This is a genomic window from Castellaniella sp., assembly GCF_049671645.1.
Lineage (GTDB): Bacteria > Pseudomonadota > Gammaproteobacteria > Burkholderiales > Burkholderiaceae_B > Castellaniella.
On record NZ_JBATVG010000014.1, the window covers coordinates 164,742 to 182,866 of the forward strand.

Consider the following 18,125-nt stretch of genomic DNA (forward strand, 5'->3'; position numbering starts at 1 on the left):
ATCAGCCTCTCAATGCGTCCAGCGTCTGCTGCAATGACGCCGGATCGGTGATGTTGAAGGTTGTCAGGTCGCGGTCGATGCGCTTGACCAGGCCGGTCAGGACCTTGCCCGGACCGCATTCGACCAGATGGGTGACGCCATCGCGTTTCATCGCCTGGATCGTTTCCACCCAGCGCACCGGATGCCAGGCCTGGCGCACCAGCGCATCGCGGATGGCGGCGGGATCGGCCGGTTGGGCCACATCCACATTATTGATCAGGGAAACGGCGGGCGCACGCACGGCGACCCCGGCCAGGGCCTGTTCGAGCACGGCCGCCGCCGGTTTCAGCAGGCGGGAATGGAAAGGCGCGGACACCGGCAGGGTGACGGCGCGCTTGGCGCCGGCCGCCTTGGCCAATTCGCAGGCCCGTTCCACCGCGGCCGCATGGCCGGCGATCACGACTTGGGCCGGCGCATTGTAATTGACGGCCTCGACGATCTGCTCGCCGGACGCCTGGGCGCAGGCCTGGCGCACGGCGTCGTCGTCCAGCCCCAGGATGGCGGCCATGCCGCCTTCGCCCACGGGAACCGCCGACTGCATGGCCTGGGCGCGCACCCGGACCGTACGCACGGCATCCGTCAGATCCAGCGCGCCGGCGGCCACCAGCGCGGAATATTCCCCGAGGCTGTGCCCGGCCACGACGGCAGGCGCGGCGCCCCCCGCCTGCTGCCAGGCGCGATACATGGCGACCGAGCACAGCAACATGGCGGGCTGGGTATTGGTCGTCAGATTCAGGGATTCGACCGGGCCCCGGGCGATCAGGCCCGTCAGGTCTTCGCCCAGGGCGTCATCGCCCTGCCGCAGGACGGATTGCACGCCGGCGTGATCCGCCCAGGCGTCCATCATGCCTACGGTCTGGGAGCCCTGGCCGGGAAATACGAATGCGATTTTCATGGATGCGAGCCTTACAGTCGGACGAGGACGGAGCCCCAGGTAAAGCCGCCGCCGACACCCTGCAGCAGGGCCAGTTGCCCCGGACGGATACGCCCGTCCCGCCAGGCCACATCGAACGCCAAGGGGACGCTGGCCGCCGACGTGTTGGCATGCTTGTCCAGCGTCACGATCACCTTGTCTTCGGGCAGAGCCAGCTTGCGGCTGATGAAATTCAGGATACGGACGTTGGCCTGGTGCGGGACCATCCAGTCCAGGTCCGAGAGTTCGACGCCGGCCTCTTCGCACACTTCGTGCGCCGAACGCGTCAGGGAATTGACCGCGAGCTTGAACACGGCCTGGCCATCCATCCGCAGGAAGGGATCGCCCGTGACCTGGCCGCCGGCCACGTTGCCCGCAGCGCACAAGATATGCTGTTGGCGCCCATCGGCATTGAGCCGGGCCGCCAGAATGCCGGGTTCGTCCGAGGCGCTGAGCACCATGGCCCCCGCGCCGTCGCCGAACAACACGCAGGTGCGCCGGTCGTTCCAGTCGAGAATGCCGGAAAAGACCTCGGCGCCGATCACCAGGGCATGGCGGGCGCGGCCGGCGCGGATCATCGCATCAGCGGTCGCCAGGGCATAGACAAAGCCGCTGCACACGGCCTGCACGTCAAAGGCGGCGGCGCCGCCGACGCCCAGATTGGCCTGCACCAGACAGGCGGTGCTGGGGAAGATGAAGTCGGGCGTGGAGGTGGCGACGATGATCAGATCCAGGTCGCCCGCCTGCACACCGGCGTTCTCCAGCGCGGCTCGCGCCGCGGCCGTGGCCAGGGTGCTGGTCTTGGTGCCGGGATCGGCGATATGGCGCTGGCGGATGCCGGTACGTTCCACGATCCAGGCGTCGGACGTTTCCACGCCGCGCGTGGCCAGGTCGGCAGCCAGATCATCGTTGGTGACGACACGAGGGGGCAGATAGCCGCCCGTTCCGGTAATCCTGGCGTAAGGCATATCGATTCCGAAAAAGAAACTAGACAGCCTGGGCAGCATCGCCCTGCGAGGGCGAAGGCACGCGGCTGCGCAAGGCATCCAGGCGCTGGATGGTGCCCTCGAGCAGGCCGTTCAAGACGGCCTCGCGGGCACGCTGCAGCGCCTGTCCATAGGCATAGATATCGGCAGATCCGTGGCTCTTGATGACGATGCCGCGCAAGCCCAGCAGCGCTGCGCCATTGTAGCGACGATTGTCCACCCGATCGCGAAAGCGGCGCAGCACGGGCGTGGCCGCCAGACCGGCCGCCATGGTGAACGGCGTGCGGCGGAATTCCTCGCGCATCATGGTGCTGATCATCCGCGCCAGGCCTTCGACCGACTTCAGGACGACGTTGCCGACGAAGCCGTCGCAGACGACCACGTCCACCGTGCCCTTGAAGATGTCGTCGCCTTCGACGTTGCCATAGAAGTTCAACCCGCTGGTCCGCAACAATTCGGCCGCCTGCTTGACGACCTCGTTGCCCTTGATGACTTCTTCACCGATGTTGAGCAGGCCCACCGAAGGCTGGGTCCGGCGGTCCACCGCCGACACCAGGGCCGCCCCCATCAAGCCGAACTGCAGCAGATGGTCGGCCGAGCAATCGACGTTGGCGCCCAGGTCCAGCACCGTGGTCGCCCCGCCCTTTTGATTGGGCAAGGCGGTGGCGATGGCAGGCCGGTCGATGCCGTCCAAAGTCTTCAGCACATAGCGGGATATCGCCATCCAGGCGCCGGTGTTGCCGGCGGAGACCGCCGCATCGGCGCGGCCGTCCTTGACGGCCTGGGCCGCCACCCGCATGGACGAATCCTTTTTGCGGCGCAGGGCGACTTCGACCGAATCGTGCATGGCGACGACTTCGGAAGCATGCAGGATGTCGAACTGCCCGGCGGACACCATGTGCTGCGCCAGCATGGGGCGAATCTGGGATTCGTCCCCCACCAGCAGGCAGCGGGTGTCAGGATGCGCCTGGGCGAACGCCACCGCCGCCGGCACCGTGACGGGCAGGCCGTGATCGCCGCCCATGCAATCGATGGCGACGGTAAGAGTGTGATCGGGCATTGGGCGCGATGGAAACCGAGGCGCCGGATTACTCGTCGTTCTTGGTCTTCAGGACCTTGCGGCCGCGATACACGCCGTTGGGGCTGATGTGGTGGCGCAGGTGTTGTTCGCCGGTGGTGGGCTCGATGGCCGTGGCCGGCGCCGTCAGGAAATCGTGCGAGCGATGCATGCCGCGCTTGGACGGGCTCTTTTTGTTTTGCTGGACAGCCATGATGACTCCTGTGATCGAGGTCGCTTATTTTAAGGTAAGCGCGAACCCGAGTGTTAAATGATGGTTCAGTGTTTCCTGAGCTGTTCGAGAACGGCAAAGGGCGAAGGTTTGGTCACATCCTGGTGTCCTGGTTCATCCGCCGTCCCAGGGCAGACATCGTGCCGGGGGGCGTAGGGCAAAGCCAGAATCAGTTCGTCTTCGATCAGCGCCAGGACATCCAGCTGCCGATCGGCAACCAGATATTCGACGTCGGAGCCTTCACCGGCGGATTCAAGCGCGTCCAGGGCTTCCAGCTGGGCCTGGTCTTTGACCAGCCCGACCGTATTACCCACCTGCACAGGCAAGACAAACGGCCTCAGGCACCGCTGGCAGACCAGTCGCACCGCCCCTTGGGCATGCACATCCAGCCACAAACGCCCGGTGCCGCCATCCTGACGACCCGCGACACGCCAAGTGATTTCAGCATCCTGAGGCACCGGCAGGCCTTGGGTGAGACGCACGAACTCGGAAGCTTTCCGGCTGCCTTCCAGCACCCGACCCGCCCGCGAGAACGCAACGGCATCGACGACCATGAATTCTGACTTCCAGGAAAACTCTAGATTTTACTTGGCAACGGCGATTTAATCAATTTGGGAGATCGATTCACACGAATCCCCTCGAACGGAGTGTAGGGATCCGACAACCCGTGGCGGTCGCGGCGGCGCAGTACACTGCCGGATCCCACCCTACGGCTTGCGTCATGACTCTCATCCTGGCCTCCAGCTCCGTTTATCGGCGCGAACTGCTGCAGCGGCTGCGGCTGCCCTTCCAGTCCCGCTCGCCGGACGTCGACGAGCGTCCGCTGCCGGGCGAATCCCCCCGGGACCTGGCCTGGCGGCTGGCCCGGGAAAAGGCCGACCGTGTCCTGGCCGATCACCCCGGCGCCCTGGTGATCGGATCGGATCAGGTGGCCGCCTGCGAAGGCCAGGCCATCGGCAAGCCCGGCACCCACGAGGCCGCCCGAGCCCAGTTGCAGCGCTTCAGCGGCCGGGAAGTCCGGTTCCATACAGCTGTCTGCGTCACCGACGGGCAATCGCATTTGCAGGACGAGATCACTACCGAATGCGAATTCCTGCCCCTGAGCGCCGCCCAGATCGAGCATTATCTGCGCACGGAACAGCCGTACGATACGGCGGGCAGCGCCAAGGCCGAGGCCCTGGGCATCGCCCTGATGGCCCGCATGCGCAGCGACGACCCGACAGCCCTGATCGGTCTGCCCCTGATCGCGGTATGCCGCATGCTGCGCGCCTTCGGCCTGGACCCCTTGGGATCCTCTGAACCTACCCCATCGGCCTGACTCCATGACTATTCTGCATCTCATTCCCGTCGGACTGGGCGAATCCGCCCCGGAGCGCTGGCTGCCTCTGGCCGCCCGGGAAATCACCGCGCAACTACGCTATTTCATCGCCGAAAACGCGAAGTCGGCACGGGCATTCCTGAAGTTGATCGGCACGCAGGTTCCGCTGCAGGAGATCACGATCCACACGCTGAAACCGGATAGCACGCAGCAGGAGATCCGCGGCTGGCTGGATGCCGTGCCCGCGGACCAGGATCTGGGGCTGGTGTCCGAGGCGGGTTGTCCGGCGGTGGCGGATCCGGGGGCGCTGGTGGTGGCGCAGGCGCATGGGCGCGGTCTGCGGGTGCTGCCCTGGACAGGGCCGTCGTCGATCATGCTGGGGCTGATGGCCAGCGGTCTGCAGGGTCAACGCTTTGCATTTCACGGCTATGCGCCGGTGAAGGCGCATGAGCGCGACGCGCAGTTGCGGGCCTGGGAATCCATGTCGCACAAACAACAGCAGACGCAGATCCTGATTGAAACCCCCTACCGCAACAAGGCGATGTTCGATGCCTTGACGCAGACGCTGAGGGAGACGACGCGGGTGTGCATTGCCAGTTCGTTGACGTGCGCGGACGAGTCGATCCAGACCCGGACGGTGGCGCAGTGGCGCAAGGCGGGGGCGCCGGATTTCGAGAAGAAGCCGACCTTGTTTCTGTTTTTGGCGAGTTGAACGACCAGGGCTTCATTCAGTGAGACCTCGGCGGCGGCCCGCAAGTCTTGCGCCGGCCGGTCGCTTGGTTCCGGCTGCGCCGGAACTGCCCGGACATCAGGCCGGGATCGGGGCGCTCGCCAAACGCGCGGGGTGCTCAGTCCACAGGACTGAGCACAAACGTCCCGCTTGAACGGTGGCTCGCTTGCACCCCCGATCCCGGTCTGATGCCCGGCAAGCTCCAACAGCCGGCGCAAGACTTGCGGGCCACCGCCTGACGAAAAATGCCCGCCCCGGATCCTTTGACAGGTCGTTACCTGGACTGACGGACAACCGCCCTAGGAATCGACGACTTCCCGGTTCAAAGTGCCGGGAGCGACGCGGGCGCGGATCCAGGCCTGCATGTCGGGCACCGTGCCGACCAGCGCCGTGGGCTGGGCGGATTCCAGCAGGGAGGCCCGGTGCGCCCCATAGGACACGGCCAGGCTGTCGATGCCGGCGGCCTTGGCCATCAGCACGTCGTGCGTGGTGTCGCCCACCATCAGGACGGATTCGGGGGCCAGGTCCAGTTCGGCCAGCAGTTGCTCCAGCATGTCGGGGTCGGGCTTGCCTCGGGCCTCGTCCACCGTGCGGGTGGCCCGGAACAGATCTTGCAGGCCCAGACGCTCGATGGAGGTATCCAGGCCCAGGCGGCTTTTCCCGGTCGCCACGGCCAGCACCACGCCTTGGGCGTGCAGGTCGCGCAGCAATTGCGCCTGTCCGTCGAACAGGTGCATGTCGGCCAGCAGATGCCTGAAGTGGGTTTTGTAGCGTTCCGCGAAGGCGTCGACCTGGTCTGCCCGCAGTTCGGGGACCAACTGGTACAAGGCCGTCTGCAGCGACAGTCCGATCACCCAGCCGGCCTGTTCCCGGGTGGGTTCGCGCAGCCCCAGGTCGCGGCAGGCGCCGATCAGGGCGCCGACGATGTGATGGGTGGAATCCAGCAGGGTGCCGTCCCAGTCGAAGATCACGGCCCGGTAGGCTGAGAGGCCGGCATCGGCGATCGGGTCGGCGGCTGTCAGGGGGATGTTCTGTGTCATGTCGTCCAAGGGGGTCATCGTTTCGTATCCAGCCAGTCCAGCACCGCCCGGCAGGCGGGCGGCAGGGGCGCTTCCAGCGCCAGGGGTTCGCCCGTCACGGGGTGAGGAATGTCCAGCCGGTGGGCATGCAGGAACATGCGCCGGAAGCCCTGGGCGAAGAGCGCCGCGCGGACGGCATCCGGTCCGTATTTCTCGTCGCCCGCGATGGGATGGCCCTGGGACGCCAGATGCACCCGGATCTGGTGGGTGCGCCCGGTGCGCAGCTCGGCGCCCAACAGGGAATAGGCGCCGCCATAGCGGCGCTGCAAGGTGATGATGGTGTGCGCGGGTTTGCCCAGGGGGTCGACCCGCACGCGGCGCTCGCCGCCCGGGGTCAGGTATTTCAGCAGCGGCAGGCGGATGTGCTGGCGGTCGTTGACCCAATCCCCGACCACCAGGGCCAGGTAGTGCTTGCGGCCCAGGCTGTTGCGCATCATGTCGTGCAGGGCCACCAGGGCCTTGCGGCTGCGGGCGATCATGAGCACGCCGGACGTTTCCCGGTCCAGCCGGTGGGCGAGTTCCAGCAGACGTTCGTCGGGGCGGGCGGTCCGCAACTGCTCGATGACCCCGAAAGAGACACCGCTGCCGCCGTGCACGGCCACCCCGGCGGGCTTGTCGATGACCAGAAGATGGGCGTCTTCGTACAGGACGGGGAAGGTGGCCGGCGGCGCGGCCGGGCGGGCGGCGGGGTCGGGCAGCCTCAGCGGCGGGATGCGCACCACGTCGCCCGCCTGCACCCGTGTGTCGGCGCGGCAACGGCCCTTGTTGATCCGCACCTGACCGTCGCGGATGGCCTTGTACAGATGGCTTTTAGGCACGCCTTTGTTCAGGCGCAGCAAGAAATTGTCCAGCCGCTGGCCCGCCGATTCGCTGTCCACCAGCACCTGACGCACAGCCGGTTGGCGCTCGGGTGACATATCTATTTTGCGCATAGGGAAAAGCGGCATATAATCGCAACAGCCTATAGAGGCCGAAAACCGCCAGACGTAGAGACGCAAGGCATGCGCTCCGCCGGGCTGCAGGGACATCATTGTACTGCCTGGATTTCGGTTTCTGGGTCCTTGGTCGCCGGCTCTGTCCCGGTTCCTCCGTCCACCCTATCAGACGGGGAAATCGACAAGCCGCGTGCGACGTTGCAGATTTCTGCTCGCTCTTCCGCACCGGACGCCGCGTTTCGCGCGTTCGCCGTTCCCAGCAACCTTTCGTCAATCACGACCGTGCCCTTGACCTTCCTGCTGCCAGAACCTCGCGCCTACCGGCGCGCCGTGCCACTCTTACCGGAGACTGGCGCGGCCTGATTTCGTCCGCAGCCACCTCCACCGCAGACTGCCGCTATGCACACCGAGTGACCCGTGGTCGTGCGCCGAATCCGGCGCACCTTGACAACGGAGAAACCCACTCATGAAACGCATGCTGTTCAATGCGACGCACCAAGAAGAACTACGCGTCGCCATTGTCGATGGCCAGAAACTCATCGATCTGGACATTGAAACTGCCGGGCGCGAACAGCGCAAAGGCAATATCTACAAGGGCGTCATCACGCGCATCGAACCGGGCCTGGAAGCCTGCTTCGTCAGCTACGGTGAAGAGCGCCACGGCTTCCTGCCCTTCAAGGAAGTCGCCCGCACCTACTTCAAGGAAGGCGTGGACGTGCGCACGGCGCGCATCCAGGATGCGCTGACCGAAGGCCAGGAACTCATCATCCAGGTCGAAAAGGAAGAGCGCGGCAACAAAGGCGCGGCCCTGACGACCTTTATTTCCCTGGCGGGCCGCTACCTGGTCCTGATGCCCAACAATCCGCGCGGCGGCGGCGTCTCGCGCCGCGTGGAAGGCGAAGATCGCCAGGAACTGCGCGACACCATGGACCAGCTGGAAGTCCCGGCCGGCATGAGCATGATCGCCCGCACGGCCGGTATCGGCCGCAGCGTGGAAGAACTGCAGTGGGACCTGAATTACCTGCTGCAACTCTGGACCGCCATCGACGGCGCCGCCCGTGAAAACAAGGCTCCGATCCTGATCTACCTGGAATCCAGCCTGGTCATCCGCGCCATCCGCGACTATTTCTCGCCTGAAATCGGCGAGATCCTGATCGACACGGACGACATCCACGACCAGGCCACGGCCTTCATGAGCGTGGTCATGCCCGACAACGTCAGTCGCGTGAAACGCTACCGCGACGACGTGCCGCTGTTCTCCCGCTTCCAGATCGAACACCAGATCGAAACCGCCTACTCGCGCACGGTGACGCTGCCCTCGGGCGGCGCCATCGTCATCGATCACACCGAGGCCCTGGTGGCCGTGGACGTCAACTCGGCCCGTTCCACCCGTGGCGCCGACATCGAGGAAACCGCCCTGCGCACCAACGTGGAAGCGGCCGACGAAGTCGCCCGCCAGCTGCGCCTGCGCGACCTGGGCGGCCTGATCGTGATCGACTTCATCGACATGGAAGAAGGCAAGAACCAGCGCGCCGTCGAACAGCGCCTGCGCGACGCCCTGCACTTCGACCGCGCCCGCGTCCAGATGGGCAAGATTTCCCGCTTCGGCCTGATGGAACTGTCCCGCCAGCGCCTGCGTCCCGCCCTGAACGAAGGCTCGCACGTCACCTGCCCGCGCTGCACCGGCACCGGCGTGATCCGTGATGCGGAATCCAGCGCGCTGCACGTGCTGCGCCTGCTGCAGGAAGAAGCCATGAAGGAAGGCACCGCCGCCCTGCACGCTCAGGTGCCGGTGGACGTCGCCACCTTCCTGCTGAACGAAAAGCGCCACGACATCAGCCAGATCGAGTCGCGCCTGAAGGTCAACCTGGTCCTGATCCCCAACAAGTCCCTGGAAACGCCGCATCACCACATCGAGCGGCTGCGCCACGACGATCCCCGGCTGGACGACAACAAGACCAGCTTCGAACTCGTCCAGGAACCCGAAGACAAGCTCGTCTGGCAGCCCAACAAGGACCAGGAAGCCAAGGCGCGCCCGGAAGCCCTGGTCAAGGGCATCCAGCCCGCCCAGCCGGCGCCGCACCACGTCGAACGTCCGGCCAAGGCCGCTGCCGCCGCACCGGCGCCGGCCGCCGATGCCACGGGGGGCCTGCTCAAGCGCGTCCTGTCCTGGTTCACCGGCACGACCGCGCAACCGGCCGCGCCTGCGGAATCCACCCCATCCAGCCCGGCTCGCCGGGAAGATGACGGTCGTCGACGCAATGGCGCCGGCCGCCACAATGGACGCCGCCCGGAATCCCGCGCCAATGGCCGCGGCGACCGCGGCGGTCGCGCGGAAAAGGCGGAACCCCAGGATCGTGCCGAGCGCGCGGAGAAATCCACGGACAGCCGCCCCACGCAGCGCCGCGAACGCACGTCGGACGACCGCGCCGCTCAAACGGCAAGGCCCGCCGTCCCCGCGGCTGACGCCACGCAAGACACGGCAGAACCGCGCCGCAGCCGCAACCGCCGTGGCCGTGGCCGCACCCGCAGCGAAGACACGCAGGATCAGGTCGCAACCGACACTGCCGAACTGACGGCCGTCGCCGCTGTGGCAACCGCCTCGACAATGGAACCCGCCGCGCCCGCCGCCGCTCGCGATGACGCGCCGGCGCCGACCGACACCGATGCCGACCTGGTCGCCGGCCCGGCCGTCGACGTCGAAGGGGACGCCGGCCTGGACAGCCCGGACCCGGAGCGCAAGCGCCGTCGTCGTCGCGGCCGTCGCGGTCGCCGTACCGGCGAAGGCGCGGAATCCGCGTCCAGCACAGACACGACGGACACCCCGGAGACCGGCTCAAGCGATCTCGAAACGCATGAAACGCCGCGCTTCGATCCGGAAGCCCTGGATACGGAAGAAGAAGCGGACTCCCTGCAAGCTGCGCCGGCCGAAGAAACCGACGTCACGCCGGCAGCGCCCGAAGCCGTGGCTGCAGAAACCGCTGCCTTCGCGGAACCAGCGCCTGCCGTCGTCCCGGCCGAGATCTTCGAGGCCCCCTCCGCGATGCCGGCCGCCGCGCCCGAAGTCGACGCGCCGGAAACCGACGCCTCCGAAGCTGATGCGCCTGAGGCCGCCGACGTCCCCGCAGCCGCCGCGACGCCTGCTTTCCACCTGCCTCCGGCAGCCCCGGTGCCTGCGCCGGCAGAGGACAGCCATCACCCGATCGTCCTGCCGACCATCGATGAATCCCTGCAATCCGCCGGCATGCAGCTCATCGAAACCCGGGCGGGAGCCACCCCGGCCACGCCCGAGTCGGCGCCCAAGCCTCTGGGCCGCGCCCGCAAAACCGTCGCCAAGGCGCAGGAAGAACCCCTGCAGCAGGTGGAAACCACGCACTGACGGCACGACAGTCGTGGAATAACGCGCCAGCGCTATTCCACGACCGGGCGCCTCCCAGGGGAACACTGTCATCCCCGGAAACGCCCAGTGGTAAAAAAGGCCCGGGATCTGCGAAGATCCCGGGCCTTTTCATGCCTCGGACGCAATGATCAGAACGGCGCCGGACGCATCGCCGCGGCGGGCGCCATGACAGCATCGTCCGCCGCCGGGCTGCCCGCCTGCGGGGCGTCAGGCCGCCTTGGAGACGACCTCGATCGGCTGGCGGGTGAACAGCGCCAGGATATGGGCCAGTTCGGCCTGCATCTCGCGGCGATCCACGACGCAATCGATGGCGCCCTTGGTCAGCAGGAACTCGGCCCGCTGGAAGCCTTCCGGTAATTTTTCACGCACGGTCTGTTCGATCACGCGCGGGCCGGCGAAGCCGATCAAAGCGTTGGGTTCGGCCATGACGACGTCGCCCATGAAGGCAAAGGACGCGGACACGCCCCCCATGGTGGGGTCCGTGAGAATGCTGATGAACGGCAGGCCGGCTTCGGACAACTGATGCAGCATGGCCGTGGTCTTGGCCATCTGCATCAGGGAAAACAGCGATTCCTGCATGCGGGCGCCGCCGGAGGACGACACGCAGATGAAGGGCATGCGGTGATCGATGGCCGCCTGGACGCCCCGGGCGAAGCGTTCACCCACCACCGACCCCATCGAACCGCCCATGAAGGAAAATTCGAAGCAGGCCAGCACAGCCGGCACCGACAGTATCGTGCCGCTCATGACCACCATGGCCTCGGACTCACCTGTCTGCTTGGTTGCTTCGGAAACGCGTTCCGGGTATTTGCGCGAATCCTTGAATTTCAGAGGGTCCATGGGACGCGTCTGACTGCCGATTTCAACCCGGCCTTCCGAGTCCAGCAAGGCGTCGATCCGCGCCCGCGCCCCGATGCGCATGTGATGACTGCATTTCGGGCACACATTCAGGGTCGCCAGCAGATCTTCTTTGTACAGCACGGATTCGCACGAGGGGCATTTGACCCACAGGCCTTCCGGGACCCGTTTGGATACGGCGTCGTGTTGTCGATTGATGCGCGGGGGCAGGATTTTTTCGAACCAGCTCATGGTTGACCTTTTTGGACGTGATCGAGGGCTTGGCGGACATCGGCCAGCCACGCGGCAGCGGCGCCTACCGCTGCCTGAGGGCCGTCGCCAAGCGAGGTTTCCTCGATGATTTGAATCAGTTTGCTGCCGATGACGACGGCGTCGGCATGCGTCGCCACGCGGGCGGCGCTGGCGGCATCCCGGATGCCGAAACCGACGCCGACGGGAATGCCGACGTGGCGGCGGATGGTGGCCAGATGGCGGGCGACGTCATCGGTATCCAGATGACCGGCGCCCGTGACGCCCTTCAGGGAGACATAGTACACATAACCCCGGGCCAGGCGCGCGACGTCGGCCATCCGGGATTCGGTGGAGGTCGGCGCCAGCAGGTAGATGGGATCGATGCCGGCCGCCGACAGGCCGGCGGCGAAATCGACGGATTCCTCGGGGGTGTAGTCCACCACCAGAACCCCGTCGACGCCCGCTTGGGCGGCGCGGCGCACGAAATCATCCCGGCCCATGCACTCGATGGGATTGGCATAGCCCATCAGCACGACGGGCGTACGGTCGTCCTGGCGGCGGAATTCGGCCACCAGATCCAGCACCCGGGCCAGGCTGGCGCCGGCCGCGATGGCGCGTTCTCCGGCCCGCTGGATGACCGGGCCATCGGCCATGGGATCGGAAAACGGCACGCCCAGTTCGATGACGTTGGCGCCTGCGGCCACGAGCGCGTGCATCAGGGCAGGCGTGGACGTGACCAGAGGATCTCCGGCCGTGATATAGGGGATCAGGGCCGTGCCCCCCGACAGGCCGGAAAAGGCAGCCGCCAGGCGGTGATTGGATGCAGTCAAGAGAAGCTCCTAAAGCGCGATGCCGCTGGTTTCGGCCACGGTATGCATGTCTTTGTCGCCCCGCCCGGACAGATTGACCAGAATGATCTGGTCTTCGGGCAGCGTGGGCGCGAGTTTGGCCGCATAAGCGATGGCATGGGCGGATTCCAGCGCCGGCATGATGCCTTCGATGCGGCAGCAGCTGTGGAAGGCGGCCAGGGCTTCCTGGTCCGTGATGCCCACGTACTGAGCCCGCCCTGAATCCTTCAGCCAGGCATGTTCCGGCCCGACGCCCGGGTAGTCCAGACCGGCGGAGATGGAATGGGTTTCGGTGATCTGGCCGTTGGCATCCTGCAGCAGGTACGTGCGGTTGCCATGCAGCACGCCCACCACCCCGCGATTCAGGGACGCGGCATGGTGCCCGCTGTCCAGGCCTTCGCCGGCGGCTTCGACGCCGATCAGGCGCACGGATTCATGTTCGATATAGGGATGGAAGATGCCGATGGCATTGGACCCCCCGCCCACGGCGGCGACCACATAGTCAGGCTGGCGCCCGGCATCGCGCGGCATCTGCTCCAGGCATTCGCGGCCGATGATGGTCTGGAAGTCGCGCACCATCAGCGGATACGGATGCGGGCCCGCCACCGTGCCGATGATGTAGAACGTATTTTCGACGTTGGTGACCCAGTCGCGCATGGCTTCGTTCAAGGCGTCTTTCAGCGTGCGCGACCCGGATTCCACCGGCACCACCTGGGCGCCCAGCAGCTTCATGCGATAGACGTTGGATGCCTGACGGCGCACGTCTTCGCTGCCCATGTAGACCACGCATTCCAGACCATAGCGGGCCGCCACCGTGGCCGTCGCCACACCGTGCTGGCCGGCGCCGGTTTCAGCGATCACGCGGGGCTTGCCCATGCGGCGGGCCAGGAGCGCCTGGCCGATGCAGTTGTTGACCTTATGGGCGCCGGTATGGTTCAGGTCTTCGCGCTTGAACCAGATCTGGGCGCCGCCCAGTTGCTGCGACCAGCGCCGCGCATGATAGACAGGGCTGGGGCGCCCGACGAAGTGTTCCAGCTCGTCGGCGAACTCGCGCAGGAATTCAGGATCGTCCCGGTAGTGCTGATAGGCTTTCTGCAGGGCATCCAGGGCGTGCACCAGGGTTTCGGCCACGAATGAACCGCCAAACTGGCCAAAATGCCCCTGTGCATCCGGCAAATGATAGGGTTTCAAATCCAGACTCGCTTCAAAGGTGCCCGAACCGGGCGGAGCGGGCCACAACGGCCAGCCAAACAGGCATTTTAACAGCGCGGGCCGACGGGCAGCAGCCGCTGCCGCATCCGGCCCGCGGCGGGTCGCGCCGTCCGGCTATTGCCGGCTGGCCTGGACCCCCGGCAACTCATTGACGGCGTCCAGCGCCTGGCGGATCTGCGCGCCGTCGCGCACTTCGATCGTGAACACCATATGCGCCAGAGACCGCCGGCTGTGGGTCGTCACCCGAACCACCCGCAGCCGCAGGCGGGCGAACACTTCGGACAGATCCCGCAGGAGATTGGGCCGATCCTGGGCATGGATGCTGAGATCCACCGGGTACAAAGCCTGGCCGGTTTCCCCCCAGGCCACCTGGATGCAGCGTTCCGGATGCCGCTGGGCCAGCGCAGCCCAGGACGCGCAATCCTGCCGGTGAATGGACACCCCCCGGCCCCGCGTCACGAACCCCTGGATGGCATCCGGAGGGGCCGGACGGCAACAGCGGGCCAACTGCGTCAGCAGGGAATCCACTCCCACCACCAGGACCCCGCTTTTACCGGTGCGCGCCACGCTGCCGGCATCGCTGGCATACACGCGGGCGGCATCCGGCATTGCCGGTTCGGATTCCGGCTCGCGGAAGGCCTGGTCGATCTGCCTCAGGCTGAACTCTTCCTTGGCGGCTGCCACATACAGATCATCCGCCCGGGCGAACCCCAGTTGCTGGGCCAGATGCTCCTGGTTGACGGCGGTCCTGCCCAGGCGCTGCAGTTCTTTTTCAACCAGCGTCTGGCCCTGGGCGATGCGCTGCTGCAATTCCACCGCGTTGAACCAGGCCCGCACCTTGGCCCGGGCGCGCGGGCTGGCCAGATAGCCCAGCTGCGGGTTGAGCCAGTCCCGCGAAGGCCCCCCCGATTTGGCCGCGATGATCTCGACCGTCTGGCCGGTGCGCAAGGACGTGGACAAGGGCACCATCTGGCCGTCGACCCGGGCGCCGCGACAGCGGTGCCCCAGGTCGGTATGCAGCAGATAGGCGAAATCGACGGGAGTGGCGCCTTCGGGCAGCTCCAGCACCCGGGCCTGCGGCGTCATGACATAGATGTGCCGTTCGCTGCGCGGCGCCTCGGGCGCCGGCGCCGGCCCGCCGTCTTCCTTCCACGCCAGCAACTGGCGCATCCAGGCGATCTTCCGATCGTATTCCCCCGACGCCGCCACCTGTCCGCCCCGGGACCCGGCCTCTTTATAGCGCCAGTGCGCCGCCATGCCGAACTCGGCGAACTGATGCATGTCCCGGGTGCGGATCTGCACCTCGAATGCCCGCCCCTGGCCGTCCGCCACCACCGTGTGCAGGGACCGGTAGCCGTTGGGCTTGGGCCGCGCGATGTAGTCGTCGAATTCTTCGGGCATCGGGGTCCACATGGCATGCACCAGGGCCAGCACAGCGTAGCAGGTGCGCTCGTCGGCCACGATCACGCGCAGGGCCCGCAGGTCGAACAGCTGGTGGAATTCCAGGTGCTTGATACGCATCTTGTTCCAGATGCTGTAGATGTGCTTGGGCCGGCCGCTGATATCCGCCTGGATGTGCGCGTCATCCAGCGCCGTCCGCAGCCGGTCCACCACGTCATCGATGAAGGCTTCGCGCTCGACGCGTTTTTCTTCCAGCTGGCGGGCGATGGTCTTGTAGGTATCGGGCTGCAGAAAGCGGAAGGACAGGTCCTCCATTTCCCATTTCAGCTGCCAGATCCCCAGCCGGTTGGCCAGCGGCGTGTAGAGCGCCATGGTTTCCCGCGCGAATTCCGGCGGACAGGGCGTGTGGGTCGCGGCGAACCAGCGCAAGGACTGCAGCCGCGAAGCCAGCCGCATCAGCACGATACGCAGGTCGGCCGCCATGGCCAGCAGCATCTTGCGCTGCATTTCCTTTTGATCGGCCCCGGATTCACCCCCGGCGCGCCTGGCCACGGCCCCCAGATGCAGCAGGGCGCGCGCGCCCTGCACCAGCGTGGCGACTTCCGGGCCGAAGGCCTTGCGCAAGGGGTCCGTGCGGGAGAGTTCGCCTGCCGGCACCGGCTGCACGGCCAGCAGGGCCCCCGCCTGCGTCGCGGCGTCCGCGCCCAGATCCCGCAGGATCAGGGCCACGGCCGCGCAGTGCGCAGCCAAGGGTTCCCCCGTGCTGGCCCGAGCCTGGCTCAAAGGCTCGCGCACCCAATCCACCGCCTGCCGCAGCAGAGCCGCCCCATCGTCATCCAGGCCCTGGGTTGCCGCCCGGAACCAGTCCGGGTCAAACGGGTCGGTCAGTACAGTGCTCGAAGGGATGCTCATGGCAAGGAAACACAAGGGAAGACAGCCGCAATCGGCCACCCCTCTATACTACTTGAGTCCTCCGGCCGATGGTCGCCGCCGACCGGCGGCTCTCCGGGGGCGTGGCTCGCGCGGCCCCATCCCTATCCCCATATCAGGCTCTGCGGGTTGACCCGGATAAATTCGGTAAAATCCCCCCAGGCCGTCATCGGCCTCTGTTTGCCTGCCGGAGTTCCCCCCATGACCCACGTCGTCACCGAAAACTGTATTAAATGTAAATTTACCGACTGCGTCGACGTCTGTCCGGTGGACTGTTTTCGCGAGGGGCCCAATTTCCTGGTCATCGACCCCGAGGAATGCATCGACTGCGCGGTCTGCGTACCGGAATGCCCCGCCAATGCCATCTTCGCCGAAGAAGACGTGCCTCAGGATCAGGTCGACTACATCCCCCTGAATGCCGAGCTGTCCCCTATTTTCGGACCCATCAACCGCTCCATCCAGGCCCTGGACGGCGCCGACGAATGGAACGGCGTCGCCGACAAGCTCAAATACCTGGAACGCCCCTGAGCCCCCCGCGCGAAGCGAGCCGCCAGCGCGGCCGCGTCTGTCTGTAAAAGCCCACACCCTGAGCAGGGAATCCGCCCGCCTCGGGTAATTCCTGTAGCGCGTCGTAACGATTACCAGTACTTTAAATCCGGACTACCGATATGAGGGCGCACGATCTGCGCCATCGCCGACCACCGGAACGCATTCATCCATGCTGTACGATCTTCACGAGCTGCAACGCTCTCTCCTGGCCCCCTTCACCGCCTTCACCGAAACGGGGTCCCAGCTGTTCTCCAATCCCTACAGCCCGCTGGCCTACACGCCCTTGTCGCGGCAGTTCGCCGCCACCTACGAGCTGGCGCACCGCATGGGCAAGGACTACGAGAAACCCGCCTGGAACCTGCCGGTCACGACGATCGACGACCGGGAAGTCGCCGTCGCTGAAGACATCGCCCTGGCCCAGCCTTTCTGCCGTCTGGTGCATTTTCGCCGCGACATCCGGCGCCAGGATCCCTGCATCCTGCTGGTGGCGCCGCTCTCGGGCCACCACGCCACGCTGCTGCGCGACACCGTCCGGGCGCTGCTGCCCGATCATGACGTCTACGTCACCGACTGGATCGACGCGCGCATGGTGCCGGCCGCCGAAGGCACTTTCGGCCTGGACGACTATGTGCACTATATCCAGACATTCCTGCGCCACCTGGGACCCGACACGCACGTGATGTCGGTCTGCCAGCCCACGGTGCCCGTGCTGGCCGCGGTCTCCCTGCTGGCCGGCGCCGAAGAGCCCTGCCAACCGCGCAGCATGATCATGATGGGCGGCCCCATCGACACCCGGAAATCGCCCACGCAGGTCAACCGCCTGGCCACCACCAAGCCCTACGCCTGGTTCGAAGACAACCTGATCCACCGCGTGCCGGCCCGCTACCCGGGCGCCGGGCGCCTGGTATACCCCGGTTTCCTGCAGCACGCGGGCTTTGTCGCCATGAATCCCGACCGCCACCTGAAATCCCACTACGATTTCTACCTGCACTTGCTGCGCGGCGACGACAACGACGCGGAAGCCCATCGCCGCTTCTACGACGAATACAACGCCGTGCTGGACATGCCGGCCCGCTTCTACCTGGACACCATCCGCACCGTCTTCCAGGAATTCAGCCTGCCCATGGGCAACTGGACCATTGACGGCGCCCTGGTGGAACCCGCCGCCATCCGCAAGACCGCCCTGCTGACCATCGAAGGCGAACTCGACGACATTTCGGGCTCCGGCCAGACCCATGCGGCCCACCAGCTGTGCGCCAATCTGCCGCCCTCGATGCGGGAAACCTACACGGCCAAGGACTGCGGGCATTACGGGATTTTCTCCGGACGGCGCTGGCGTTCGCAGATCTGTCCTAAAATCTCGGCGTTCATCCGCGCCCACGCCTGATTCATCGCACGCGCCCGCAG

The 18,125-nt window shown here is 66.3% G+C and carries 16 protein-coding genes; 5 read left to right on the plus strand and 11 right to left on the minus strand.

What is annotated here, in order from left to right; genetic code table 11:
- Position 1 precedes the first annotated feature (1 nt).
- From fabD to WBG56_RS05410, 5 genes are all read right to left on the minus strand, one after another.
- Complete coding sequence (fabD, locus tag WBG56_RS05390) at positions 2 to 934, minus strand: ACP S-malonyltransferase (RefSeq protein ID WP_424266015.1); 933 nt, start codon at positions 932 to 934, stop codon at positions 2 to 4.
- 11 nt (positions 935 to 945) lie between these two features.
- Positions 946 to 1,920, minus strand: a complete 975-nt coding sequence (locus WBG56_RS05395) for a beta-ketoacyl-ACP synthase III (protein ID WP_424266017.1) — start codon at positions 1,918 to 1,920, stop codon at positions 946 to 948.
- A 19-nt stretch (positions 1,921 to 1,939) separates the two neighbouring features.
- A complete protein-coding gene (plsX, locus tag WBG56_RS05400) occupies positions 1,940 to 2,998 on the minus strand; it encodes a phosphate acyltransferase PlsX (protein ID WP_424266019.1) in 1,059 nt (352 codons plus the stop codon).
- Positions 2,999 to 3,026: 28 nt separating this feature from the next.
- Positions 3,027 to 3,209, minus strand: a complete 183-nt coding sequence (rpmF, locus tag WBG56_RS05405; RefSeq protein ID WP_298013908.1) for a 50S ribosomal protein L32 — start codon at positions 3,207 to 3,209, stop codon at positions 3,027 to 3,029.
- Between the two features lie 65 nt (positions 3,210 to 3,274).
- A complete protein-coding gene (locus WBG56_RS05410) occupies positions 3,275 to 3,781 on the minus strand; it encodes a YceD family protein (RefSeq protein WP_424266022.1) in 507 nt (168 codons plus the stop codon).
- A gap of 167 nt (positions 3,782 to 3,948) precedes the next feature.
- On the opposite strand from WBG56_RS05410, the gene WBG56_RS05415 reads away from it, so the two are divergent.
- Positions 3,949 to 4,545: a Maf family nucleotide pyrophosphatase gene (locus tag WBG56_RS05415; protein WP_424266024.1), complete on the plus strand. Its 597-nt coding sequence runs from the start codon at positions 3,949 to 3,951 to the stop codon at positions 4,543 to 4,545.
- Positions 4,546 to 4,549: 4 nt separating this feature from the next.
- The gene (locus WBG56_RS05420; RefSeq protein ID WP_424266026.1) at positions 4,550 to 5,257 is read left to right on the plus strand and encodes an SAM-dependent methyltransferase; all 708 of its coding nucleotides are present in this window, start codon (positions 4,550 to 4,552) and stop codon (positions 5,255 to 5,257) included.
- Positions 5,258 to 5,574: 317 nt separating this feature from the next.
- Here the strand turns inward: WBG56_RS05420 and WBG56_RS05425 are convergent, their stop codons facing one another.
- Positions 5,575 to 6,315 carry an HAD family hydrolase gene (locus WBG56_RS05425; protein WP_424266353.1) on the minus strand — a complete coding sequence of 247 codons (741 nt, stop codon included), beginning with the start codon at positions 6,313 to 6,315 and terminating at the stop codon, positions 5,575 to 5,577.
- Between the two features lie 14 nt (positions 6,316 to 6,329).
- Positions 6,330 to 7,301, minus strand: a complete 972-nt coding sequence (locus WBG56_RS05430) for an RluA family pseudouridine synthase (RefSeq protein ID WP_424266028.1) — start codon at positions 7,299 to 7,301, stop codon at positions 6,330 to 6,332.
- Between the two features lie 454 nt (positions 7,302 to 7,755).
- Between WBG56_RS05430 and WBG56_RS05435 the strand changes: the two genes are divergently transcribed.
- Complete coding sequence (locus tag WBG56_RS05435; protein ID WP_424266030.1) at positions 7,756 to 10,668, plus strand: Rne/Rng family ribonuclease; 2,913 nt, start codon at positions 7,756 to 7,758, stop codon at positions 10,666 to 10,668.
- 228 nt (positions 10,669 to 10,896) lie between these two features.
- Here the strand turns inward: WBG56_RS05435 and accD are convergent, their stop codons facing one another.
- The 4 genes from accD to WBG56_RS05455 all read right to left on the minus strand — a co-directional run bounded on the left by accD (position 10,897) and on the right by WBG56_RS05455 (position 16,151).
- On the minus strand, positions 10,897 to 11,778 hold the full coding sequence (gene accD / locus WBG56_RS05440; protein ID WP_424266032.1) for an acetyl-CoA carboxylase, carboxyltransferase subunit beta: 882 nt from the start codon (positions 11,776 to 11,778) through the stop codon (positions 10,897 to 10,899).
- Entirely contained in the window at positions 11,775 to 12,608 is an 834-nt protein-coding gene (trpA, locus tag WBG56_RS05445) for a tryptophan synthase subunit alpha (RefSeq protein WP_424266034.1), read from the minus strand. The genes accD and trpA overlap by 4 nt, the downstream gene beginning before the upstream one ends.
- Before the next feature lie 9 nt (positions 12,609 to 12,617).
- The gene (trpB, locus tag WBG56_RS05450; RefSeq protein WP_424266036.1) at positions 12,618 to 13,817 is read right to left on the minus strand and encodes a tryptophan synthase subunit beta; all 1,200 of its coding nucleotides are present in this window, start codon (positions 13,815 to 13,817) and stop codon (positions 12,618 to 12,620) included.
- A 135-nt stretch (positions 13,818 to 13,952) separates the two neighbouring features.
- On the minus strand, positions 13,953 to 16,151 hold the full coding sequence (locus WBG56_RS05455; RefSeq protein WP_424266038.1) for a RelA/SpoT family protein: 2,199 nt from the start codon (positions 16,149 to 16,151) through the stop codon (positions 13,953 to 13,955).
- Between the two features lie 219 nt (positions 16,152 to 16,370).
- Here WBG56_RS05455 and fdxA point away from each other — a divergent pair, with 219 nt between their 5' ends.
- Together fdxA and WBG56_RS05465 are read left to right on the plus strand one after the other, a co-directional pair.
- Positions 16,371 to 16,697 (plus strand): ferredoxin FdxA, encoded by a 327-nt coding sequence (fdxA, locus tag WBG56_RS05460; protein ID WP_424266040.1) that lies wholly within the window; start codon positions 16,371 to 16,373, stop codon positions 16,695 to 16,697.
- Positions 16,698 to 16,887: 190 nt separating this feature from the next.
- On the plus strand, positions 16,888 to 18,105 hold the full coding sequence (locus WBG56_RS05465; RefSeq protein ID WP_424266042.1) for a polyhydroxyalkanoate depolymerase: 1,218 nt from the start codon (positions 16,888 to 16,890) through the stop codon (positions 18,103 to 18,105).
- Positions 18,106 to 18,125: the final 20 nt, after the last annotated feature.

Coding starts and splice junctions, on each gene's coding strand:
- WBG56_RS05465 (WP_424266042.1), top strand. CDS start 16,888: ATGCTGTACGATCTTCACGAGCTGCAACGCTCTCTCCTGGCCCCCTTC.
- WBG56_RS05410 (WP_424266022.1), bottom strand. CDS start 3,781: ATGGTCGTCGATGCCGTTGCGTTCTCGCGGGCGGGTCGGGTGCTGGAA.
- accD (WP_424266032.1), bottom strand. CDS start 11,778: ATGAGCTGGTTCGAAAAAATCCTGCCCCCGCGCATCAATCGACAACAC.
- WBG56_RS05455 (WP_424266038.1), bottom strand. CDS start 16,151: ATGAGCATCCCTTCGAGCACTGTACTGACCGACCCGTTTGACCCGGAC.
- WBG56_RS05430 (WP_424266028.1), bottom strand. CDS start 7,301: ATGCCGCTTTTCCCTATGCGCAAAATAGATATGTCACCCGAGCGCCAA.
- WBG56_RS05425 (WP_424266353.1), bottom strand. CDS start 6,315: ATGACACAGAACATCCCCCTGACAGCCGCCGACCCGATCGCCGATGCC.
- WBG56_RS05420 (WP_424266026.1), top strand. CDS start 4,550: ATGACTATTCTGCATCTCATTCCCGTCGGACTGGGCGAATCCGCCCCG.
- fdxA (WP_424266040.1), top strand. CDS start 16,371: ATGACCCACGTCGTCACCGAAAACTGTATTAAATGTAAATTTACCGAC.
- WBG56_RS05415 (WP_424266024.1), top strand. CDS start 3,949: ATGACTCTCATCCTGGCCTCCAGCTCCGTTTATCGGCGCGAACTGCTG.
- fabD (WP_424266015.1), bottom strand. CDS start 934: ATGAAAATCGCATTCGTATTTCCCGGCCAGGGCTCCCAGACCGTAGGC.
- WBG56_RS05435 (WP_424266030.1), top strand. CDS start 7,756: ATGAAACGCATGCTGTTCAATGCGACGCACCAAGAAGAACTACGCGTC.
- plsX (WP_424266019.1), bottom strand. CDS start 2,998: ATGCCCGATCACACTCTTACCGTCGCCATCGATTGCATGGGCGGCGAT.
- WBG56_RS05395 (WP_424266017.1), bottom strand. CDS start 1,920: ATGCCTTACGCCAGGATTACCGGAACGGGCGGCTATCTGCCCCCTCGT.
- rpmF (WP_298013908.1), bottom strand. CDS start 3,209: ATGGCTGTCCAGCAAAACAAAAAGAGCCCGTCCAAGCGCGGCATGCAT.